Here is a 17,905-nt window from a genome sequence, read left to right on the forward strand (position 1 = left end):
GCTGTTACAATGCCGCCCAGCGAATCTCGGACTTTTCAGATCAGGAGCACACCGGTGCCTGTCGTTTTTGTCGCCGCTTCCAAGCTGCCAACGCCTTTTGCGCAATTCACCATGCACGGTTTTCTCGATGAAGCCACCGGCCGCGAGCACGTTGTGCTGAGCCTGGGTGAGATTGCCGACGGAGCCCCGGTACTCGGGCGTCTGCACTCCGAATGCCTGACCGGCGATGCCTTGTTCAGCCAGCGTTGCGACTGCGGTTCGCAACTCGAAGGCGCCCTCAAGGCGATCGCTCGCGAAGGCCGTGGCGTGTTGCTGTACCTGCGTCAGGAAGGGCGCGGCATCGGTCTTTTGAACAAGATTCGTGCCTATGAATTGCAGGACGGCGGCGCCGACACCGTTGAAGCCAACGAACGCCTGGGCTTTGCCGCCGACCAGCGTGACTACGCCATGTGCCTGCCGATGCTTGAGCATCTGGGCGTCAAATCCCTGCGCCTGATGACCAACAACCCGCGCAAGGTCAAAGCCTTGACCGACATGGGCATCGTCGTCGCCGAGCGCGTGCCGCTGCACACCGGTCACAACCCGCACAACAAGCTCTATCTGGCGACCAAGGCCAGCAAGCTCGACCACATGATGGGCAACGAGCATCAGGGCGAGGTAGACCGGGCGTGACTCGCGGCCAAGTGCGGCGCCGTCTGTCGATCGCCTGGTGGAAATACCTGGCGCTGGCACTGGTGCCGCTGTTCGTGATCAACGGTGTGTTCGGCCAGGGCGAGGCGATTCTGCCGGTCCTGGCGATGCCTTTGTTTATCGCTGGCGTAGCCTCGATGTTTGTCAGCCTGAAATTTTTCGGGCGCTACAAACATGCGCTGATCGCCACGCAAAAAGCCCTCGATACCCCTGAAGAACCCGCCGCCTGGATTGCCCTGGCGGCCTGCCTTCGCAGTGCATTCGTGGTCGCGGCGCTGCCGGCATGGATTGGCGCGCTGGCAGTGTTCGTCGGTCTTGAAGCGGTGCCGCTCATGTTGCTGGCGCTGTCCACGGCGGTGCTGTTCTACCTCTACCGTATCCCGCGTCAACTCGGCTGATGCGGCGTCTCTGGCTGGCGGTTCTGCTGCTGGCCGTCAGCGGTGAAGCGCTGGCCGCCCTGCGTGTAGTCAGCCTTGCACCATCCCTGTCTGAAATCGTTGTCGAACTGGATTCGGCCGACCTGTTGGTCGGGGTGCTGGATGGCGGTGAGCGGCCATCCACGATCAGGGACGTGCCTTCAGTGGGCCGTTACGGCCAGCTGGACATGGAACGGCTGCTCAGCCTCAAGCCTGACTTGTTGCTGCTATGGCCCGGCAGTGTCGGCCCGGCTCAGCGCGATCAGCTCAAGCGCTTGAATATCCCGACTTTCGTTGCCGAGCCCCATAGTCTCGAACAGTTGATTGCGCAGATTGAAGCCATCGCGACACAGCTCGGTCGTTCTGAGCGTGGAATCAAGCGGGCCACCGAGCTGCGGCGCAACCTCAACGAGCTGCGCCAGCGCTACCGCCGAGAAGTGCCGCTGCGGGTGTTCTATCAAATCTGGGACAAGCCGCTGTACACCGTCGGTGGCGGGCAGATCATCAGCGATGCGCTTGAAGTGTGCGGCGCGCGCAATGCGTTCGCCGACCTCAGCCTGCCAGCGCCGCAGGTGAGCATCGAGGCGGTTTTACAGCGTGACCCCGAAGTGATTCTCGCCGGCGATCAGCCGCAACTGGATGCTTGGAACGCCTGGCCGCAGGTGACAGCGGTCAAGCACGGGCAATTACTGCTGGTCACCGACAAAGGCCTGGAGCGGCCGAGCGGGCAGATGATCGAGGCGACCGCCAAACTCTGCCACCTGATCGCGCCAGATCGTTAGAGCTGCGGTGTCCAGGTCACGCCGAACATGAACGCCCGACCTTCTTCGCGATAGCCATATTGACTGCCGTCATGGCTGTACAGCGCCCGGCTGTAACCCTTGTCCAGCAGGTTGTCGACCTTGAAATCCAGCTTGATCTCGCGGTTCAGCGCCCAGCTGCTGCGCAGTCCGAGCAGTGCATAACCGCCAAGCGGCTGCTGATTGTTCAGGTTGTCATAGCTGCTGCTCACGGCCTGCCAACTAGCGCCGAGGCCAAGGCGATCGAACTGTCGATCCAGATCCCAGCTCAAGGTGCGCCGTGCACGCCGCGCCAACGTGTGGCCGGTGTCTCGGTCGCGGGGATCGATGATCGCCACGCCGAGGTTGCTCTGCCAGCCGAACAACTCCTGTTTTAGCGTTGCTTCGAAGCCGTTGATCCGCGCCGAAGCGACGTTTTCCGGGCGTGAGTTGCTGCCGAAGATGATCGCGTCTTCCAGATTGGTCCGATACAGCGAGGCTTCGAGGCGAGTGCTGTCGCTCAACTGGCTGCGCCATTGCAGCTCGTAGCTTTTCGAGGTTTCCGGTTTCAGGTCGGGGTTGCTGAAGTCCGGGTAGTACAGGTCGTTGAAGGTCGGCGCACGGAAGCCTTCGCTGTAGCTGAGCAGCAGATCGTTGTCCGGATTGACCGGCAACGTCAGCGTGCCGCTCCAGCTGTTCTGGCTGCCGAACTGCTGGTTGTCGTCGCGACGCAGGCCCAGTTCGGTGGAGAAGCTGTCGGCCTGGAAGCGATGCTGGATGAAGGCTGCGCGGTTCCAGCGGCTGTCTTCGTAAAATGCGGTGCTGCTGTTGACCCGGTCTTCATACCAGTCGCCGCCGAGGATCAGGCTGTTGCGTGCATCAAGGGTCAGGTCGTTCTGCCAGGTCACCGAGTCGCGGTAGGTGTTGAACACCGAGCGTTCGTCGCTGAGCTTGTCGAGAGTTTTCTCGCGGTTTTCGCTATGGCCCAGCTCAACACGGGTTTTCCAGCGTTCGTTTACTCTGGCATCCGCATAGCTGCTGAAGCTGCTGATCGCGAAATCACTGTAAGGCTGCTGCTCAAAGGATTGCCTGGTAGCTTCCTCGTAGCGACCCAATGGACTGTCGAACTCGCTTTTGCCCCGGTTATCCAGCAGGTTGGCGCCGACTTCGATGTCGTCGGTCAGCGTATGGCTGAGGCTCAGGCTGATGGATTTGTTGCGATAGGCGTCGTGATCGCCGTCGCTGGGATACGACTCGTGGGTGCGGTTGATCCCGGCGGTTTCATCGAGGCTGGCGCCTAGGTTGAAACGGGTTTTCTCATCACCTCCGGACAGACCGACACTGCGTTCCCAGGTCTGATTGCTGCCGAAACCCACATGCATACGCGGCTGCAAGCCTTGTTCACCACCGCGCCGGGTGAAGATCTGGATCACCCCGCCAATTGCATCGCTGCCGTAGATCACCGAACGCGAACCGCGCAGCACTTCCACGCGTTCGATCTGCTCGATGTTCAGGTGTTGCAGGTTGCTGTCGCCGGACGTCGAGTTGCCGATGCGCTGGCCGTCGACCAGCACCAGGCTTTGCGCCGATTGCGTGCCACGAATGTAGATCCCCGGCAGGCTGCCGCGTCCGCCGGTTTGCGCCACTTGCACGCCCGGTACCCGTTGCAGCAGATCGGTGACGCTGCGGGGTTGCAGGCGTTCGATGTCTTCACGGGTGAACACGGTGTTGGCGGCGCTGCTGTCGTTGCGCGCTTCGACCTGGCGGTTGGCGCTGATCAGCATGTCCGGCAGCTTCAGGGCCTGATCGCGTTCGAAGGTGTCGGCGAGGGCGCTCGCGGTTGGCAGCAGCAGGAGGGGCAGGGCGAGACGCGAGAGGTTCATCGGTATTCCGTTGGTATTTCTGGTGTGCACTGGATTTCCAGCGACACAAAACACTGTGGGAGCGGGCTTGCCCGCGATGGCGTCGGTACATCCAACATCAATGTTGACTGTGCCGACCTCATCGCGGGCAAGCCCGCTCCCACAGGGATGGTGATTACTTGTTGAGCAGCTCCAGGCGCTCCCGCACCGCCGCTTCGATGCCCACGTCATCCAGCCCGCACTCGGCCAGCATCTGCGCGGGCTTGGCGTGCTCGACGTAAACGTCCGGCAAGCCCAGGTGCAGCACCGACTTGAGGATGTTCTCGCGGGCGAGGAATTCGCTGACTGCGCCACCGGCGCCGCCCATGATCGCGTTCTCTTCGACGGTCACCAGCAGGTCGTGGCTGTTGGCGATTTCGCGCACCAGCGCTTCGTCCATCGGTTTGACGAAACGCATGTCGACCACGGTCGCGTCCAGCATCTCGGCAACTTTCAGGGCTTCGGCCATTTGCACGCCGAACACCAGCAGGGCGACCTTGCTGCCCTGACGACGGACCACACCCTTGCCGATCTCGATCGGTTCGAGGTCTTTCTCGATGGTCGCGTTCGGACCGGTGCCGCGCGGGTAACGCACCGCCGCCGGGCCGTTGTACAGGTGACCCGTGGTGAGCATCTTGCGTAGTTCGTTTTCATCGCTCGGGGTCATGATGACCATGCCCGGGATGCAGCGCAGGAACGACAGGTCGAAGCTGCCAGCGTGGGTCGGGCCGTCTTCGCCCACCAGACCGGCGCGGTCGATGGCGAACAGCACATCGAGGTTTTGCACCGCGACGTCATGCACCAACTGGTCGTAACCGCGTTGCAGGAACGTCGAATAGATCGCTACCACCGGTTTCGCGCCTTCGCAGGCCATGCCGGCGGCGAGGGTCACGGCGTGTTGTTCGGCAATCGCTACGTCGAAGTAGCGCAGCGGGAAACGCTCGCTGAACGCCACCAGATCCGAGCCTTCCTTCATCGCCGGGGTGATGCCCACCAGGCGCGGGTCGGCAGCGGCCATGTCGCACAGCCACTCACCGAACACGCCGGAATACTTCGGCCCGCCGGCCTTTTTCGGCGCAGCGGCCGGGGCGTCCAGCGGTTCGAGTTTGGTGATGGCGTGGTAACCGATCGGGTCGACTTCCGCCGGGGCGAAGCCTTTGCCCTTCTTGGTGACGATGTGCAGGAACTGCGGGCCTTTCAGATCGCGCATGTTGCGCAGGGTGGCGATCAGGGTCGGCAGGTCGTGACCGTCGATCGGGCCGATGTAGTTCCAGCCCAGTTCTTCGAACAGGGTGCCGGGGACCAGCATGCCCTTGGCATATTCTTCGGTACGACGGGCGATTTCCCAGGCGCCGGGCAGGCGCGACAGCACTTTCTTGCTGCCTTCACGCATGCTCGCGTAAGTGCGGCTGGAAAGGATCTTCGCCAGATAGTTCGACAGACCGCCGACGTTGCGCGAGATCGACATGTCGTTGTCGTTGAGGATCACCAGCATGTTGGCGTCGACTTCCGGCGCGTGGTTCAGCGCCTCGAACGCCATGCCGGCGGTCAGCGCGCCGTCGCCGATCACCGCAATCGCCTTGCGATCGCTGTTCTGCAGGCGGGCGGCGATGGCCATGCCCAACGCGGCACTGATCGAGGTGCTGGAGTGGCCGACGCCGAACGTGTCGTACTCGCTCTCGGAACGGCGCGGGAAGGCAGCGATACCGTCCTTCTGGCGCAGGGTTTCCATGCGCTCGCGACGACCGGTGAGGATTTTGTGCGGATAGGCCTGATGACCGACGTCCCACACCAACCGGTCGTCCGGGGTGTCGAAGACGTAATGCAACGCGATGGTCAGCTCGATGACGCCCAGGCCGGCACCGAAGTGCCCACCGGTCTGGCCGACCGTGTAGAGCAATTCCAGGCGCAACTCATCAGCCAGGGTTTCCAGCTCGGCTTCGCCTAACCGGCGCAGGCCGTCCGGCGTGTTAGCGCGGTCGAGCAGGGGCGTGGTCGGGCGCTTGCGGGGAATCTCATGAAACGTCGTGGGCATCAGGCGAATCGTTATAGGTATAAAAGATGCGGCAGTTTACCTGATGCATCGCCCCCTGCCCACGCGTTGGTCTTTTTTGGCTGATTAGCCGTCAGTTACGCCGGTCGACGATATACCGGGCCAGATCGCGCAACGGCTCGGCAGCCGCGTCAAACGGTCGCAGCGCGTGCAGGGCCTGATCGCGCAGTTCCAGCGCATAGGCCTTGGCGGCGTCCAGACCGAGCAGTGCCGGGTAGGTCGGCTTGTCGCGGGCGATGTCGGCGCCCTGGCGTTTGCCGAGGGTTTCGGTATCGCTTTCGACGTCGAGAATGTCGTCCTGGACCTGGAATGCCAGGCCGATGGCCTGTGCATAAGTCTGCAGAGACTTGAGTTCATCCTTCTCGGCACAGCCGCTGGCCAGGGCGCCGAGCTTGACGCTGACTTCGATCAGCGCGCCGGTCTTGTGCCGGTGCATCTGTTCCAGTGCTTTTTGATCAAGCTTGAGGCCGACCGAACCGAGGTCGATGGCCTGACCGCCGACCATGCCGGCCGGGCCCGCCGCGTGCGCCAGCGCCGTAACCTGTTGCAGGCGGATGTCCGCGCTCAGGTCGCTCAGACGCGGGTCGAGCAGGGCGCTGAACGCCAGACTCTGCAAACCATCGCCGGCAAGGATCGCGCAGGCTTCGTCGAATTTCTTGTGGGTGGTTGGCTGGCCGCGACGCAGATCGTCATCGTCCATCGCCGGCAAATCGTCGTGCACCAGCGAATACGCGTGGATCAGCTCAACCGCACACGCCGCGCCGTTGGCCTGTTCGGCCTTGCCGCCAAGGGCTTCGCAGGCGGCGTAGGCCAGCAGCGGGCGCACGCGTTTGCCGCCGTTCATCACGCTGTAGCGCATGGCTTCATAAAGGCGCGCCAGTTCTGGCAGCGGGGCATTGAACAGGTTTTCCAGTGCCGCATTGACCCGTGCCTGGCTGGTGGCCGAATACGCTGCAATCATTCTGGCTGATCCGCGTCGAAGGGTTCCTCGGCGAGTTCGCCATCGCGCTCCAGCAACACCTGGACCTTCTGCTCGGCCTGGGCCAGCGCCGCCTGGCAGTCACGGGTCAGGCCGATGCCCTGCTCGAAAGCGGTCAGCGAGTCTTCCAGCGACAATTCACCGTTCTCCAGACGCTCCACCAGCGTTTGCAGGTCGGCGAGGGACTGTTCGAAATCCAGTGCAGCTTTTTTGCGGGCCATGGCGGCTAATTCCGGTTGACGTTAAACCGGCGCGACACTAGCAGATAGGGGGGGTATGGGCAAATGAGCGGGGGTTGCATCAGCCTGCGGATTTGCCTGGAAAACTGATCTGATAGCGCGTGCTGCGCCCACCGCCGGGCAGGCGTTCGAGACAACCCTTTTCCAGCAGCTCCGCCAGATGTCGGGTCGCCGTCGCCTTGGAGACTTTCGCCACGGCCTGATATTGCGCTGCACTGATACCGCGCTCACCACCGTCGAGCAAACGATTGAGCACTTTGATCTGCTCCGCCGACAGCCCGGATTCCCGGTGCGCCTGCCAGAAGCGTGATTTTCCCAACACACTTTCAATCCGCGCGATGGCCTGTTGCAGACTGCGCAGCAGGGTTTGCAGGAACCATGCGAGCCAGTCTGTGATGTCCAGCGTGGCTTTCTGGCTCGATTCGAGAATCCGGTAATAGCCCGCGCGGTCGTCGAGAATGCTGGCGGACATCGCATAAAAACGAATGGCCTGCGCTTCGCCTTGAGCCAATGCCAGATCGGTGAGGGTGCGAGTCAGGCGCCCGTTGCCGTCATCGAACGGGTGCAAGGTGACGAACCAGAAATGCGCGATGCCTGCTCTCAGCAAAGGATCGAGGCCTGCCTGATGCTGACTGGCGTCGAACCATTTGAGAAAACTGTCGAGTTGTCGCTCAAGCCCTTGTCGCGGTGGCGCCTCGAAGTGCACGGTCGGACGGTCGATTCTTCCGGAAACCACCTGCATTGGCTCATCGCCGCGTAGAGCGCCGACATTGATTGCTCGCGAAAGGAAACCACTCTCCTGTTCTGGAAACAGCCATGAATGCCATTCCAGCAATCGTTCCAGCGTCAGCGGTTCGGCAAAACGTTGAGTGGCATCGAGCATCAGTTGCGCCAGCCCCTCGCTGCGCTTGCTGACGTTGTCGCCATCCGGTGATTCCAGCCCCAGACGTCGTGCCAATGAAGAACGCACGGATTCAACATTCAACTGCTCCCCCTCGATGGCCGAGGAGGTCACGATGTTCTGCAGCAACGCGTCCAGCTCAGTCTGAGCGCTCAGTGAATTGCCCACTGATCCCGCCATGCCCATCAATTGTCCCTGCGCCTGAACGCATTCGCGCAACAGCGCAGTGAGATGCTCTGCCTGCCAGTTGAAGTCGGGCCAATCGGGTTGCTGCCAGATCCAGTGAGTTGCCATGAAATGCCGTTCCTGAGTGCGTGAGCCGAATAGAAGTGCTATTCGGCTCATTTCGTGAGCCGAATATGACGCCTATTCGGCTCATCGTCCACTGGTCGCCGTGATTCCCACCGCAAAACCAGATGTATCCGATTGTTAAAAAACTGCCGAATCGCTAACCTTCGCGCCTTCTACGACCCGACAGTCACGGGTCTTTCAGACGAAACGCAGTTTTCACCGCTGTGAAGTACCGAGGATCGGGTGCAAGGTTTCGTTCAGGCATGGCAGGAGGCATCACATGCGTTCACTTCTTTTGCTGCTGATCGGGTTGGCCTGCGCGCCCGCTCTGCTGGCGGCGCCGAGTGCGGAGCTGTCGGAGCCGGTGGGCGGCTGGCGCTATCACGGGCTGCTCGATCGCACGGAAAACCCGCAAGTCGCCTATCCCACGCCGCCGATTGATCGCGGCATCCAGCGCAATCGCACGATGATCCAGGGCCAGCTCAAGGCCATCGGCAACCAGCGCGGGCCGCACACTCTGGCGGTCAACGGTAATCCGCTGAATCTGTACACCGACGACGATGGGCGTTTTGCTCGGCCCTATGCGTTCGGCGCTGGCTCCAACAGCGTCGAAGTGCGCAGTGCCGAAGGGCAGTCGCTCAAGCGCGTGCAGTTCTACGAAGCCAACAACCTGCGCACCCCGGCGCGGATTCGTGTGGTGCTCGGCTGGGACGATCCCAAGGCCGAGCTCGACCTGCACATCATTACGCCTGACGGCCAGCATGCGTTTTTCGCCCACACCGCGTTGACCAATGGCGGTGGCCTCGATCCGGACGGCGTCGATGGCCCCGGCCCGGAAATGTTCACCATGACTGCGCCGCTGCACGGCACCTATCTGGTTTACGTCAACTATTGGGGCAACTTCGGTAACGGCGGCTATAACTTCGAGGAGACCAGCAACCAGAACGAGGTCATCACCTCGCAGATCACGCTGGTGCTCAACGAAAACACCGTCGACGAAAAACGCGAAACGTTCATCGTGCCCCTGCGGGCCATCGGTGATCTGCTGCTGGTCAAGACTTTCAACTATTAAGCATCCCGCACCACGGATGAACTGCCGAGCTTTGGGAACATGAGCGAGAAGATGAGCGAAAACACTGCGACCCCGGCTACCGACGCGCCCGTCGCCAAACCTTCCCGGCGCTGGCCGTTGCTGGCGGTCGGGCTGTGCCTGGTGGCCGGCGTGGCGGGCGGGCTCGGCTGGCTGATGCACAAACCCAAGGCACCACCAGCGGAATTGGCCAGCGACAAGCTCGGCCTCAGCCGCCCGGACGCGCTGCTGGAAACCCGCTCCCTGAGCCAGTTGCCCAAGGACCTGCTGACAGTGCCGTTCCTCAAGGCCACGCTCACCGAGGATTTCGTCTTCTATTACGAAACCCACGCCGACCGCCTCGGGCTGATCGGCAGTCTGCGGCGGATCATCTACGAGCATGACTTGAAGCTCCAGGACAGCCTGATCGAGCAGCTCTTCGATCAACCGGCAGACGTAGCGTTGTGGCGCGGCGCCGATGGTCGGCTGAAGGATTTCCTGCTGGTGATGGATCGCGGCGGTCTGGCCAAGGTGCTGGAGCCGCTGGCGAAAGTCGCCCTGGATGATTCGCAACTGAGCGTGCTCAGCACCCTGAAAGTCGGCGGCGACGAAGTGCCGCTGTATCAGCTGACCTACAACGCCGGCAAATCCCTGCTGTTCGCCTCCCGTGGCGACAAACTGGTGGTGCTGTCCAATCCGGCCAAATTCTACGACCCGGAAAGTGGTGCTTCGGAGGAATCCGGCCACGTCTCGCCGCAAGCCCTCGCTGCGCTGCTCAACGGCGAAAAACTGTTCCCCGAAGCGTTCGGGTTGCCGGCCAAGGCGCCGGAAACCAAGCAGCGGCTGTCGGTCAATTCCAGCGTCCTGGCCATGGGTTACCAGCGCTTCATCCCGAACTTCGCCGGCCTGCGCTTCGACATGGACGACAAGGGCTGGCACAGCTATCTCGCCATGGATGAGCTGGAGAACCAGCCGGACTTCGATTTCAAACCGGTCTGGCAAGCCATGCCGCTGGGCGCCAGTGCTTGTGTGACCTTGCCGGTGGCGGCTGAACCGCAGAAACCGCTGCTGGTGAAACTCGGCGCCGAAGAGGCCGTGGCGCAGAAACTCACCGAACACGTGGCCGGCGCGGCGGGCCTGTGCTGGTACGCTGATTCGCGGCTGTACACGCCCTTGCTGGTGGCCAGCCTGAACGACGAAGACAACGGCAAGCTCGACGCGGATATCGGCACGCTGTTCGATTCGATGGTCGGCGCTTACGAAGGCAAGGTCGACGAGCACGCGTTCCCCGTGGTGGAAAAACAGCAAGGCCAGAGCCACCTCTGGCAACGTCAGGTCAGCTCCAACTTCGGCCCGTACGCGGCCAAGGATGCCGAGAATCCGGACGCGATCACCGGCCGTGCGTTCATGAAAGTCAGCCTGGCGCGCCACGGTTCGACGCTGCTGTTTTCCCTCGACGACAAACTGGTCGACAAGGCCCTCGGCACCCTCGACAAACGCTTCCCGCCGATGGCCGACGTGCTGCCCAAAGACGTGCTGATGCCGATCTACTTCGGCCCGGACTCAATGGCGCAACTGATCCAGCAGGAAACCCTCGACAGCCTGCCGCAGGACATGGAGCCGGTGTTCTACAACGCCGCGCAAACCTACCTGATCCCGAAACTGCGCACCCTCGGCGGCATGGGCAAATACGCCCTGACCTTGCCGGAAGGCAGCGAGCCTGACGGTCACTGGCAATGGCTGCCGCTGGAGTGGAAAGCGCTGTGACTGGATTGATTCGCAGCCTTGGCCTTCTGGCGCTGTTGCTCAGCGCCGGCGCCCGAGCCGTTGAGGCGCCGGCCCTCGATCCTGCGCAATCCCAGGTCTTTCGCGCCTGGTTCGTGCGCATCGCTCAGGAACAGTTGAGCAAAGGCCCGAGCCCGCGCTGGTATCAGCAGGACTGCGCCGGTCTGGTGCGGTTTGCCGCCAATGAAGCACTGAAAGTCCACGACGATAAATGGCTGCGCAGTAATGGCGTGTCCAACCGCTACCTGCCGCCGGAGCTGGACCTGAGCGCCGATCAGCGCAAGCTTGCCCAGCAATGGCAGCAGGGCGGCGGCAAGGTCGGGCCCTACGTCAACGCGATCAAACTGATTCAGTTCAACAGCCATCTGATCGGCCGCGACGTGTCCCAGGCACGGCCCGGCGATCTGATGTTTTTCGATCAGGGCGACGACCAGCACCTGATGATCTGGATGGGCCGCTACATCGCCTATCACACCGGCACGACCACCCCCACTGACAACGGCATGCGTTCGGCAAGCCTGCAGCAACTCATGACATGGAAGGACACCCGATGGATACCCGACGCAGCCAACCCCAACTTCATCGGCGTCTATCGACTGAATTTTCTCTCCCAATGACCGGTGCCCGCATGCTGCGTTTACTGCCTTTTCTGTTGCTGTTAGCCCTGCCTTTTTCGGCCGTGAATGCCGAAGACACCGTTGAGCCAAGCGGCTACACGCCGGTCTCCGGTGAAAGCTTTTTCCTGCTGGCCGACAGCAGTTTCGCCAGCGACGAGCAGGCGGTGGTGCGCCTCGAAGCGCCGGGTCGCGACTACCGTCGATTCCGCATGGAACCCTACGGCGGCGCCGACATCCGCGTGTACAAGATCGACAAGCCGCTGGACTTCCTCAAGCGCCAGAAGAACCTGCACCGCGTGGTCAGCGACGGCCAGTTCAAGGGCGAAGGCCTGTCCAACACCCTGGCGTACCTGTGGGACAACTGGTACCGCAAATCCCGTCGGGTGATGCAGCGTGCGTTCTCCTACGAGTCGCGTCAGCAAGTCACCGAGGAAGTGCCGGAGCTGAAGATGGGCAATGCCATCGCCGCGCCGACGCCGTACGACGCGCAACCGCAGTTCGCCCTGATTCCGGGCCTGCCGGTGGTCAGCCAGTTCCGTTATCCGCTGTGGCAAGCGAAGCCGATCCAGCCGCCGACCGGCGTCAATCTGGCCGGGTCTTCCAGCGAGTTCGTCAGCGTCGCGCCGGGTAACGTCTACATCCCACTGGGCAATCTGAAACCGGGCCTGTACCTGGTCGAAGCGCTGATCGGCAAGTACCGCGCGACCACCATGGTTTTCGTTTCCAACACCGTGGCGGTGAGCAAGATTGCCGGTGATGAATTGCTGGTGTGGGCCGCGCGCAAACACGAAGGCAGCTCGGTACCGAAGGTCAATGTGCTGTGGACCGACGGCCTCGGCGTGATGAGCAGCGGCGCCACCGACACCGATGGTCTGCTGCGCCTGAAACACGTCAGCCCCGAGCGTTCGTTCGTGATTGGCGAGGACGAAGAGGGCGGTGTATTCGTCTCGGAAAACTTCTATTACGACAGCGAAATCTACGACACGAAACTCTACGCTTTCACCGACCGGCCGTTGTATCGCCCGGGGGATTGGGTGTCGCTGAAGATCGTCGGCCGCGAGTTCAAGAACGCACGGGACTCAGTGTTGCCGGGCGCGGCGGACGTTAATGTCAGCGTGCTCGATGCGACGGGCACCGAGTTGCAGCGTCTCGATCTGAAGCTTGATTCGAAGGCCGGCACCCAGGGCCGTTTCCAGTTGCCGGACAACGCGGTGGCCGGAGGTTACGAGTTGCGTTTCAACTACAAGGATCAGGCTTACAGCAGCGCGTTCCGTGTGGCGGAGTACATCAAGCCGCACTTCGAAATCTCGCTGAATCTGGCCAAGCAGGATTACCGCACCGGCGAACCGGTGAAGGGCAGCCTGGTGCTGCTGTACCCGGACGGCAAGCCGGTGGCCAACGCCAAACTGACCCTGAGCCTGCGCGCCCAGCAACTGTCGATGGTCGACAACGAACTGCAATACCTCGGGCAATTCCCGGTGGAACTGACCAGCACCGAACTGACCACCGACAGCAAGGGCAACGCGAGCCTCGACCTGCCAGCCGCCGACAAACCGAGCCGCTACATGCTCACCGTGTTTGCCAGCGACGGCGCGGCGTATCGGGTCAAAACCACCAAGGAAATCCTTATAGACCGGGGAGCCGCCAGCTTCCGCCTGAGCGCACCACAGCGTTTCAGCGCGGTCGGTGACAAGGTCGCGTTCAGCTACGCCAATGAGGGCGGTAGCCAACAGGCTCAGGCCGTTGTGCCAAGCAGCTACAACTGGGTGCGCCTGGAAGACCAGACCACCGGCGAAGGCAAACTGGCAGCCAAAGACAAAGGCTTCAGCGTGGCGTTTGATCGCCCGGGCACCTACAACCTGTCGTTGAAAGATCAGCACGGCCGAGTGCTGGGGGCGACCGGTCATTCGGTCACCGGCGACGGCGTCAAGGCAGTGCCGGGCACCGTGGAAATCGTCCTCGACAAACCCGAGTACAAGGCCGGCGACGAAGCGCTGGCGCTGATCACTTTTCCGGAGCCTGTCAGCGATGCGCTGCTGTCGCTGGAGCGCGACAAGGTCGAGGCCACCGCGCTGCTGGCCAAGGGCGGCGACTGGCTGAAGCTGGAAAAACTCAGCGACACCCAATACCGCGCACGTATCCCGGTGAAGGACAACTTCGCGCCGAACCTGACGTTCTCGGTGCTCTACACCAAGGGCGGTCAGTACAGCTTCCAGAATGCCGGGATCAAGGTTGTTGCGCCGCAGATCGACGTGGCGATCAAAACCGACAAAGACACCTATCAACCGGGCGATACCGTGACGGTCGACCTGACCACGCAGTTCGCCGGCAAGGCTGTGCCGGCGCACCTGACGGTCAGCGTGGTCGATGAAATGGTCTACGCGCTGCAACCGGAAGTCGCGCCGACCATCGACCAGTTCTTCTACCACCCGCGTCGCAACAACGTGCGCACCAGCGCCAGCCTGTCGTTCATCAGCTACGACGTGGCCTTGCCGGGCAGCCCCGGCGCACCGGGTAAAGCCAACCGCAGCGAGCGTGGGGTGAAAGTGCTGGAGCGGCCGCGTCGCGAAGACGTCGACACCGCCGCGTGGCAGCCAGAATTGCTGACCGATGCCGACGGCAAGACCCGCTTCACCTTCAAGATGCCGGACTCGCTGACCCGCTGGCGCATCACCGCGCGGGCGATTGCCGATGACGGTCAGGTCGGGCAGAAGAAGCAGTTCGTTCGCTCGGAAAAACCGCTGTACCTGAAGTGGAGCGGGCCGAGCAAATTCCGCAAAGGCGATCAGCCGCAGCTCGGCGTGTTCGCCTTCAGCCAGGCCGAGAAACCGGTCAAGGCTGAGCTGGTGACGCACTACGCTGGCGCCGAACAGCGCCTGCCGGTGACCCTCAACAACGGCATCAACTACCTGCCGCTGCCGGCCTTCGCATTGGCAACCGGCGAATGGACCGCCGAGCTGGTGCAGGACGGCAAGACCGCCGACGCCCTCGCTGTGCGCCTGACCGCAACCGGCGAAGGCTGGCAAGTGACGCAGACCCGGAGTCTCGACGTGGCCAGCGGCGATACGCCGTTGAGCCTGCCGGCGGACGCCACCGACATTCGCCTGCGTCTGGATGACAGCCCGCAAGCGCTGTTCCGTTCGGCCCTCGATGATCTGCTCAGCTATCCGTACGGCGGCGTCGAACAGACCGCCAGCCGCTTGCTGCCCCTGAGCATCGCTTATCCGTCGCTGGCGTCGAGCCCGCAGATCCGCGACCGCTTGCGCCTGATCATGCAGAACAGCCGTCTGCGCCTGGTGCAAATGGCCGGGCCGTCGGCGAGCTTTACCTGGTGGGGCTTTGATGGTGAACCGGATGCGTTCCTCACCGCTTACGCTTACTACGCTGACTGGAACGCCAGCCAGGTGCTGGAGCTGACCCTGCCGCCGGAACACTGGCAGCGGGTTCTGGAGGTCTACGCCAAGCAGGCGCCGAACACGCCATTACTGCAACGGGCGCTGATCCTGTCGTTCGCCAAACAGATGCATCTGCCGGTCAACACGCTGCTCAGCGGTTTGATGGACGATCTGGCCAAGGCCGGGGAAGGCAATGCAGCGAACCTGATGGACGACGGAGAAGACAGCTTGGTGATGAGCGATCCGGATTCGGCGCTCGGTCTGGCGGCGGCGCGGGTCCTGACCGCATCGCTGGCCACGCAATCGAAAGTCGCTTTGCTGGATGCTTTCAATCGTCAGCTGAGTGCTGCGCAACAGCGCTTGTCGGTCAGTTCGCAGCCGTTTGCCGAGGCGCTGAACCTGTCGCTGCAACCGTTCGATCAGGCTCGTGCGAACGCTCTGCTGCAACGCCTGTTGCCGCAGCAATCGACCCTTGAACGTGCGCTGGCGCTGACCTGGCTGCAACGCAGCATCGCTCAGGCGTCGCCGACCATTGCGCTGGCACCGGGCGAAGGCTGGAAGAAAAACTACGGCGCGACCGGCGAGATGTACTGGACTTGGCAGGGTGCTGCGCCGGTGCCGAGCGTGCTGTCGGTGTCGGGCACTCAGGAACGTCCGTTGCGTGCGGCGCTGAGCTTCCAGACTCAACAACCGGCGGTCGATCCGATGGCCGTGACTATCACTCGTCGCCTGTCGCGTCTGGTGCCGGGTGATGAAGCCTTCACCTTCAAACTGGAGCCGGTCGGCACTAAACCACTTTCCAGCGACAGCCTGTACCTGGACGAAGTGATCCTCACCAGCAAGGCACCGAAGCCACTGCGCTACGGCATGCTCGAAGTGCCGTTGCCGCCCGGCGCCGATGTCGAGCGCACCACGTGGGGCATCAAGTTGCAGGGCAAGGACGGCACTGAACCGACCGCGCTGGAGAAGGCGCGATTCGAACCGGGCCAACTGGCCTACGCGGTTCCGGTGGATGCACTGAGCGGTGAATTGCGTCTGCGCCATCTGGTTCGGTTCTCGCAGAAGGGCCAGTTCAACCTGCCGCCGGTGCGTTTCACTCAGGTCTACGCGCCGCAGCATCAGGCCCGGGAAGTGAAAGCGGCCCTCGGTCAGGTTACGGTCAACTGACATGACCCGGCCGCTGCTGTGGCTGCTGATGTGTGTGATTCCTGCGTTGGCGACAGCGCAGGATGAACCGTTGCGCGTGGCCTACAAGGGCGAATTGCTGTCGCTGAACACCACGCAACTGACCGCCCGCGAGCCATTGCCTTCGTCGCTTGATACGCCGCTGGGCAGTTTGTGGAAGGTGTTCGTCTACGCGTGGCTGGTGGATACCGGCGCGCAGGAACCGGCTTATGAATGTCGCGGGCAGTCGAAGGAAGAAGTCTATTGCTGCACCGCTGGCGGCAAGATCGAGCGTGATCAGGCGCTGGTGAAATCCTGCGGGCTGTATTTCGAACCGGCGCGGTTGGGCATCACCGCTGGCGATTGGAGAACCTATTGGCAGGCGCGACAGGCGCCGTCGTGGTTGCTGGATCTGCCATCGGTGCAGCCGGCTACTCGGGTTTCCGTGGCTGACTTGCTGAAGGTTTTGTCCTGGTTGCCGGCTCAGGATCGGATGCGTCGTGTGCTGCTCGACGTGGTGCTGAACGCGGCGGACGGCAATGTGGTTGGCGAACTCGGCGGACGCTTGCGGGTGAAGACCTGGAGCTGGCTCGGCGATCAGGACCCGCAATCACGTCAGGGCGGATTCGCTGGCTGGACGGCGGACGGCTCGCCGATCTGGGCGGGTGGCCGGGGTACCAGTCAGATGGTTTTGCGGCGTTACGGTTCGGCGTTGGCGACGGTGTTGCCCACATCGTGGCCGGCGGAAGCGGGGCGTTGTGTCGAAGTCGGACTGTTCTCGCGTTATCCGGTTTCGCGGGTTCTGGCCGGTGATCGGGTGATGAGTTCCGGCCCGTTGCAGGGCGATTACCGCGTCGAATTCGCCAACGGCAATGCGCTGGACATCCACAGCGACGGCGAGCTGTTTCTGCTCAACGACAAGCTTGTGGCGCGGCTGGATCGCGAAGAGTACGTCGCCCGTGTGCTGGAGCGCGAAGCCAAACCCGAACCCGCCGAAGCCGCCAAAGCCTTGGCCGTGGCAATCCGCACGTATCTGCTGCAGAACGCCACGCGTAACGGCGACTGTTTGGACATCGACGACAGCAGCAACCGTCAACGTGTGGCACCGCGTCCGGCCTCCGCCGAATCCCGCAACATCGCCGCATGGACGGCGGATCTGGTGTTGGCCGGCAGCACCGTCACCTATCACTCCGATCAGCCCGGCCCCGACAAACTGGCCTGGCAACAAGCGGTCGAACAAGCCAATGCCGGCCAGCGTTACGACGCGATTCTGCTGCACGCCTACCCGCGCGCCAGCCTGAGCCGTTGGGACAACCCGGTGGCGTCCTGCGAAGCGCTGCCTGCCGCACAAGACTGGCTACAAAAGCAGCGGCGCGGCTGGCGTCCGAAGCTGGAAAGCGAGACCGGCTACAACGAAGTCAGCACCTTTGCCGTCTGCAAACTCGCCTTCGGCCGACCCTTCGTCGACCGCGAACGCCAGCGCATCTACGTGCGCGGCGTGCTGTCGTTGCAGGACCGCCTCGACCTGACTCACGAATACCTGCACCTGGCCTTTGAAGCACACCCCAATGGCCAGGATGAAACCTATATCGAAGGGCTCGCCCGTCACCTTTTGCTGGAATAGAC

At 62.5% G+C, this 17,905-nt stretch carries 13 protein-coding genes; 8 read left to right on the forward strand and 5 right to left on the reverse strand.

What is annotated here, in order from left to right:
- Positions 1 to 54: 54 nt before the first annotated feature.
- Genes ribA through QLG12_RS18940 form a run of 3 tightly spaced genes read left to right on the forward strand, consistent with a single transcriptional unit; the run spans position 55 to position 1,888 of the window.
- The gene (gene ribA / locus QLG12_RS18930) at positions 55 to 672 is read left to right on the forward strand and encodes a GTP cyclohydrolase II (RefSeq protein WP_007955551.1); all 618 of its coding nucleotides are present in this window, start codon (positions 55 to 57) and stop codon (positions 670 to 672) included.
- Positions 669 to 1,088 carry an MFS transporter gene (locus QLG12_RS18935; protein ID WP_197870092.1) on the forward strand — a complete coding sequence of 140 codons (420 nt, stop codon included), beginning with the start codon at positions 669 to 671 and terminating at the stop codon, positions 1,086 to 1,088. Before ribA ends, QLG12_RS18935 begins: the two co-directional genes overlap by 4 nt.
- Positions 1,088 to 1,888, forward strand: a complete 801-nt coding sequence (locus tag QLG12_RS18940) for a cobalamin-binding protein (protein ID WP_282475061.1) — start codon at positions 1,088 to 1,090, stop codon at positions 1,886 to 1,888. The genes QLG12_RS18935 and QLG12_RS18940 overlap by 1 nt, the downstream gene beginning before the upstream one ends.
- Here the strand turns inward: QLG12_RS18940 and QLG12_RS18945 are convergent.
- The 5 genes from QLG12_RS18945 to QLG12_RS18965 form a co-directional block, all read right to left on the reverse strand.
- Positions 1,885 to 3,768, reverse strand: a complete 1,884-nt coding sequence (locus QLG12_RS18945) for a TonB-dependent receptor (protein WP_282475062.1) — start codon at positions 3,766 to 3,768, stop codon at positions 1,885 to 1,887. The genes QLG12_RS18940 and QLG12_RS18945 overlap by 4 nt on opposite strands.
- Positions 3,769 to 3,922: 154 nt before the next feature.
- Positions 3,923 to 5,821 carry a 1-deoxy-D-xylulose-5-phosphate synthase gene (gene dxs / locus QLG12_RS18950; RefSeq protein WP_282475063.1) on the reverse strand — a complete coding sequence of 633 codons (1,899 nt, stop codon included), beginning with the start codon at positions 5,819 to 5,821 and terminating at the stop codon, positions 3,923 to 3,925.
- 91 nt (positions 5,822 to 5,912) lie between these two features.
- Complete coding sequence (gene ispA / locus QLG12_RS18955; RefSeq protein WP_236194174.1) at positions 5,913 to 6,800, reverse strand: (2E,6E)-farnesyl diphosphate synthase; 888 nt, start codon at positions 6,798 to 6,800, stop codon at positions 5,913 to 5,915.
- Positions 6,797 to 7,039 carry an exodeoxyribonuclease VII small subunit gene (locus QLG12_RS18960; protein WP_007894317.1) on the reverse strand — a complete coding sequence of 81 codons (243 nt, stop codon included), beginning with the start codon at positions 7,037 to 7,039 and terminating at the stop codon, positions 6,797 to 6,799. Before QLG12_RS18960 ends, ispA begins: the two co-directional genes overlap by 4 nt.
- 79 nt (positions 7,040 to 7,118) lie before the next feature.
- Positions 7,119 to 8,252, reverse strand: coding sequence for a Fic family protein (locus QLG12_RS18965; protein ID WP_282475064.1), 1,134 nt, complete (start codon positions 8,250 to 8,252; stop codon positions 7,119 to 7,121).
- A 277-nt stretch (positions 8,253 to 8,529) separates the two neighbouring features.
- Between QLG12_RS18965 and QLG12_RS18970 the strand changes: the two genes are divergently transcribed.
- Genes QLG12_RS18970 through QLG12_RS18990 form a run of 5 tightly spaced genes read left to right on the forward strand, consistent with a single transcriptional unit; the run spans position 8,530 to position 17,903 of the window.
- A complete protein-coding gene (locus tag QLG12_RS18970; protein WP_282475065.1) occupies positions 8,530 to 9,321 on the forward strand; it encodes a DUF2135 domain-containing protein in 792 nt (263 codons plus the stop codon).
- Between the two features lie 51 nt (positions 9,322 to 9,372).
- Entirely contained in the window at positions 9,373 to 11,085 is a 1,713-nt protein-coding gene (locus QLG12_RS18975; protein WP_282475066.1) for a DUF2138 domain-containing protein, read from the forward strand.
- Positions 11,055 to 11,720, forward strand: coding sequence for a DUF1175 family protein (locus QLG12_RS18980; RefSeq protein ID WP_236194171.1), 666 nt, complete (start codon positions 11,055 to 11,057; stop codon positions 11,718 to 11,720). Before QLG12_RS18975 ends, QLG12_RS18980 begins: the two co-directional genes overlap by 31 nt.
- Positions 11,717 to 16,282, forward strand: coding sequence for an alpha-2-macroglobulin (locus QLG12_RS18985; protein WP_282475067.1), 4,566 nt, complete (start codon positions 11,717 to 11,719; stop codon positions 16,280 to 16,282). The genes QLG12_RS18980 and QLG12_RS18985 overlap by 4 nt, the downstream gene beginning before the upstream one ends.
- A 1-nt stretch (position 16,283) precedes the next feature.
- Entirely contained in the window at positions 16,284 to 17,903 is a 1,620-nt protein-coding gene (locus QLG12_RS18990) for a DUF2300 domain-containing protein (protein WP_282475068.1), read from the forward strand.
- The last annotated feature ends 2 nt before the right edge of the window (positions 17,904 to 17,905 follow it).

This window comes from Pseudomonas sp. V88_4 (assembly GCF_029967985.1).
Taxonomy (GTDB): domain Bacteria; phylum Pseudomonadota; class Gammaproteobacteria; order Pseudomonadales; family Pseudomonadaceae; genus Aquipseudomonas; species Aquipseudomonas glycinae.

Excerpts from the sequence above, each read along its gene's own strand:
- QLG12_RS18940 (WP_282475061.1), top strand. The coding sequence starts at position 1,088 with ATGCGGCGTCTCTGGCTGGCGGTTCTGCTGCTGGCCGTCAGCGGTGAA.
- QLG12_RS18945 (WP_282475062.1), bottom strand. The coding sequence starts at position 3,768 with ATGAACCTCTCGCGTCTCGCCCTGCCCCTCCTGCTGCTGCCAACCGCG.
- dxs (WP_282475063.1), bottom strand. The coding sequence starts at position 5,821 with ATGCCCACGACGTTTCATGAGATTCCCCGCAAGCGCCCGACCACGCCC.
- ispA (WP_236194174.1), bottom strand. The coding sequence starts at position 6,800 with ATGATTGCAGCGTATTCGGCCACCAGCCAGGCACGGGTCAATGCGGCA.
- QLG12_RS18960 (WP_007894317.1), bottom strand. The coding sequence starts at position 7,039 with ATGGCCCGCAAAAAAGCTGCACTGGATTTCGAACAGTCCCTCGCCGAC.
- QLG12_RS18965 (WP_282475064.1), bottom strand. The coding sequence starts at position 8,252 with ATGGCAACTCACTGGATCTGGCAGCAACCCGATTGGCCCGACTTCAAC.
- QLG12_RS18970 (WP_282475065.1), top strand. The coding sequence starts at position 8,530 with ATGCGTTCACTTCTTTTGCTGCTGATCGGGTTGGCCTGCGCGCCCGCT.
- QLG12_RS18975 (WP_282475066.1), top strand. The coding sequence starts at position 9,373 with ATGAGCGAAAACACTGCGACCCCGGCTACCGACGCGCCCGTCGCCAAA.
- QLG12_RS18980 (WP_236194171.1), top strand. The coding sequence starts at position 11,055 with ATGGCTGCCGCTGGAGTGGAAAGCGCTGTGACTGGATTGATTCGCAGC.
- QLG12_RS18985 (WP_282475067.1), top strand. The coding sequence starts at position 11,717 with ATGACCGGTGCCCGCATGCTGCGTTTACTGCCTTTTCTGTTGCTGTTA.
- QLG12_RS18990 (WP_282475068.1), top strand. The coding sequence starts at position 16,284 with ATGACCCGGCCGCTGCTGTGGCTGCTGATGTGTGTGATTCCTGCGTTG.